The organism is Solilutibacter pythonis (genome assembly GCF_003697345.1).
GTDB classification, from domain to species: Bacteria; Pseudomonadota; Gammaproteobacteria; order Xanthomonadales; family Xanthomonadaceae; genus Solilutibacter; species Solilutibacter pythonis.
This window is the reverse complement of sequence record NZ_RFLY01000034.1, coordinates 1-4142: the sequence shown is the minus strand read 5'-3', so window position 1 is coordinate 4142 and position 4142 is coordinate 1. Positions and strand designations below refer to the sequence as shown.

Annotated in this window: 2 protein-coding genes; both read left to right on the top strand. The window is 58.1% G+C overall.

Going from position 1 to position 4142, the window contains the following annotated elements; all coding sequences use genetic code 11:
- Positions 1 to 2454, top strand: a 2454-nt coding sequence (locus EBB59_RS14030) for an HNH endonuclease signature motif containing protein (protein ID WP_170156564.1), incomplete at its 5' end; no start/stop codon positions are given.
- Entirely contained in the window at positions 2445 to 2753 is a 309-nt protein-coding gene (locus tag EBB59_RS13640) for a hypothetical protein (RefSeq protein WP_147455614.1), read from the top strand. The genes EBB59_RS14030 and EBB59_RS13640, both read left to right, overlap by 10 nt.
- Positions 2754 to 4142: the final 1389 nt, after the last annotated feature.

Here is a 4142-nt window from a genome sequence, read left to right as displayed (position 1 = left end):
ACGTCCAGCGAGTACGACGCCTGGGGCCGGCGCACGGTGCTGCGCGAGCAGACGCCGAAGTTCGACAAACGCGACCAGCTCGACGACCGTGTGCGCTACTTCGCCTACGACGGCGAAGGCAATCTGCTGCGCCGGATCCAGGGCACGATGAGCCTGGGCGGGCGCTTCAACCAGAGCGCCGAGGCGCGCCAGTACACCGAGACCTACGCCTACGCCAACGGCCGCCACGTGGCGACGGGCAAGGCGGACGGCAAGACCGAGGTGCTGGCGCACCTGACCGGGTTCGAAGCCAGCGAGACCGGGGACATCACGGTGCAAGTGCAGCCCGGGGAAAGCTTGCGGCAGGTGGCGCAACGGGTCTATGGCGACGCCCGCTACTGGTACGTGCTGGCGGAGGCCAACGGGCTGGACGGGCTGAGCCCGCCCACGCCGGGCGGCAGCCTGCGGGCGCCGAACGTGCGGATGACGGCGAGCGACGCCAACACCTTCGAGCCGTTCAACCCGAACGACGCGATCGGCAACACAGCGCCGACACTGCCTTACATTCCACCGCCGCCGAAGAAGAAGGCGTGCGCGACGCTGGCGAAGGTGATTCTGGTGGCGATCGCGGTGGTGGTGACGATCTACACGGCGGGTGTGGCGGCGGGCTGGCTGGGGGCGGCCTCGAGCGCGACGGGGGCGGTGGCGGGAACGGCGGCGGCGGGGAGCACGCTGTCGGTGGGGGCGAGCGTATTGGCGGGGGGCTATGGGGCGGCGGGCGCGGTGGCGGCGGGCGTGGGGGCGTTCACGGGGAGTGTGGTGAGCCAAGCGCTGGGGAGCGTATCGGGGTATGGGAGTTTCAGTTGGCGCCAGGCGGCGGTGTCAGGTCTGACGGCCTGGGCGACGGCGGGCTGGGGCGGCTACGTGGGCCAGGCGGGGAATGCGTTCACGCAGAGCCTGTCGTCGTCGTCGTACGCGCGGGTGGCGGCGAACGCGATCGTGGGCAACGTGTCGAACTACGCGGCGAGCCGTGCGGTGGGGGCGGCAGCGAGCTTCAGTTGGCGGAGCATGGCGGCGAACACGGTGGGAGCTGTGTTGACGCGGGGCGTGGGGAGTAGACTGGGGCTTGAACAGACGACGAGCGGAGCACCAGGTGGGACGGGCAAGTTCTGGAACGACCTGGCGACGGGGATGATCGGGAACGTGGTGACGGCGCACAGCCGGCAAGCGCTGGGGGCGCAACGAGGGGGTATCGACTACGGCGACCTGGCGGCGGACGCGTTCGGGAATGCGCTGGGGAATGCGATTGTAGGGGGAATCAATAGGACTCAAATCCGGTATGCGAAGGGCGGCCGTCTTGATCGGATCATTGATCAGTTTGAAGGGCGAAGCGCAGCGGAAAAGGATGTACTGCGATCAGTCAATCAGAACTTCGGCTTCAATGTCTCCGACGACATCGTTCTGAGCTATGCGGAAGAGTCAATTCGCTCAGTAACTGATCCAAATTACATGAAAGAACAACGTAGGGCTCTTGCGCTAAGCGCCTTGCAGTATGTTGCCGATGATAATGGGAACAGGCTTGATCCCGCGTACTATGAGGAAGTGGTAGATGCAGCACAAAAATTAGTACTGCACTCCATAGTAACCGTCTCGCCAATGATTGATGCTGAGACCGGGTTACCTATCCCGCAAGCTGCTGCTTTGACAGGGCAGACGGACCTTGCAGACTATAGGAAAACAACGAACCCAGCTCTTCTACATCGAGCAATTGACGAAACTGCAGGTGCTGTTGGTTATGGCATGGATCGGTTGGCTGCAGAAATGGAGAGGCGGCCCTACTTGGGATTTGCGTTAGGAATCGTTGACTTTGCCCAGGGGCCGGCTATGTTTGCCGTGAGAGAAGGTATCAATGCGACTCCCGTCGGTGGCTGGGTTGGCTCGATGCAAGAGCGAGCTGTAGGGATGGTGTCTGATCGATTCCAAGATCAGCCCGGCTATATGGCGGAAGATGCTGCAAACGCATCAAAGGGGACGTTTACCGTTGGAGGGTTGGCCGCCTTTGGTTTCAGTGGTGTTCTTAAGAGGCTACCTGGTATAAGTCATCTCTTGGCAAAGATGCCTCGCCGTGAACTTCCAGAAGGCACAAGGATTGCTGGGGAGGATTGGAGTGGTCCGGCGGACTATTCGCATATATCGAATCCCCCAAATCTAAACGCAAGTACTAAGCCAACGCCCCGTCAGGTTCGGCAGATGAAAGAGGCCAATCGCGCGCATAATGGAGGTGTGCTGAGGGATGACGTCACAGGTGAGCTCGGGATTGATTCAAAGAAGTCAATGAAGGGGGTCACTCCACCCCACAATGAAATCCAGGTTGATCATGTAAGACCTGTGGACGCCGGGGGCACGAGAGATATCTCGAACCTGCTTCTTAGATTGCGCAAGCACAATAGAGACAAGTCAAACAAATGGCCATGATTAATATGTTTCCAATTTCAGGTGAAGAAATGGTCGTTACGTCAGACTTCGTTACAGCCAGAGGTATGCCAGTTCTTTTGGTCACCCGCGAACTGGACGAAGATGGTGATGAAATCTGGCAATTCCATTGCGATAATGGTGATTACTCTATGGATCACATGCGGCTGGTTCGACTAGATACAATTTTGAAGCTTGATAGCAGTGTAGGCGACATTGAAAATCTAGATGTCGGCTGTCAAGCTAGGCGTCAATCAATCGAATATCCTTGGTTCATCGAGAAAATTCCCACAGACTCTTGAGTATTTGCTAGTGACACCAAGGATAGCGGCAATGTTCACTATTGATAGTTGAAGTCGAGCGAATGCCCATGCATGCGGACAGTATCCGCTTTACGTCTGCTGCGGGTCAAACATAACGCTGGACTTATGCACAGTGCCGTGGTCACTCCACGGCCTGCGCTACGAGCATAAAAGGTGCCCTTCGCTACCTCTTGTGTGGCCCAGTCACTGTAGTGTTGTTCGCATTCAGGAGAATGGTCGCGTTGTTCGAGAGTCACTACTTATGGGGCCAAATGGTGGCGTAAAATTCGAGACTATTTGGGATGGGAATCGCTTGATTACAGGCCGGGCCTTGCGCCAGCGGTGGTGGCTGAAAGAGTGGGGGTTGCAAACAGCGGTAGTGGCTTCGGAAAGATTCGCCTCGACGCCTCTCTTTCGGAAGCCGATCGCGTGTTTGCTCAGGCATCCTGAAGGACCATTGCAGAAAACCCTGTTGCTATGCGTTCGTACGCAAGGCTTCAGGAGCAGGGAACTGATGTTGTGTACATCAATGACGCCGACTTCGGTTATTCCGGGTTGTGGGATCCTCACCGCAATAGCGTGACTATCAACCTGGCGGAGAATCTCTCTCCTGGGGAAATAACCTCCACGCTGATACACGAGTCATCACATCAGACAAGGTTCTTCAGAGGGTTCGCGACCCCGACGCAGTACGAGGAGTATCTTTCGTTCCGCCGAGAGGCGTTGTTTAACCTGGGACGCAGGCCAACATTGGTTGAGCGTCAGAGCATCTGGGATGCGATTGGCAGAACACCGGCGTACCAGGACCTTCCAACCGGAAAGGTGCCTGTAACCTCATGGGGGCACTGAAATGATTTATGACCCTGAAAAGATGGCGGGAACTCGTGCCCTTCGGCTGTGGCAAGAAGGTGTTGATCTAACGTGCCCAATCTGCGGCGCTGAGTTGTCTGTGATTCCAGAAGGCCTTCCGCGAACTGAGATGCCGCTTGGGCTGTTTTGCCCTGAAAACAAGCAGCACGTCTACTTGTATGGAGAAACGAGAGCTGCGCTTGAATCAGTGAGAAGCGTTATTAGGGATATGGCTCAAAAGAAAGAACGCTGATCTCTCTTCTAACTGCAAAAAAGCTCACCCACCGCCCTGCACAGCCGGGCGGTGGTGTTTTTGCTTGTCGATGTCGGCGAAGCGTTGCGCTTCGCTCAGAGGGTGGCGGTACGAGGCGGCGTGTTCCAGCGCCGGGCCTGGTGCTTGAGGATCAAGCCTTTGACGAGAACGGCCTGAAGCGCCTGAACCTGACCGACTACGACGCCGACGGCCGCCAGCTCAGACAACTGTCCTTCGGCCGCTCGCTCGATGGCGCCGGGCAGGGCGAAGAGGCCATCGGCGAAGGG

What these genes read in the sequence shown, in the direction of transcription:
- EBB59_RS13640 (WP_147455614.1), top strand. Translation starts at nt 2,445, where the DNA reads ATGGCCATGATTAATATGTTTCCAATTTCAGGTGAAGAAATGGTCGTT.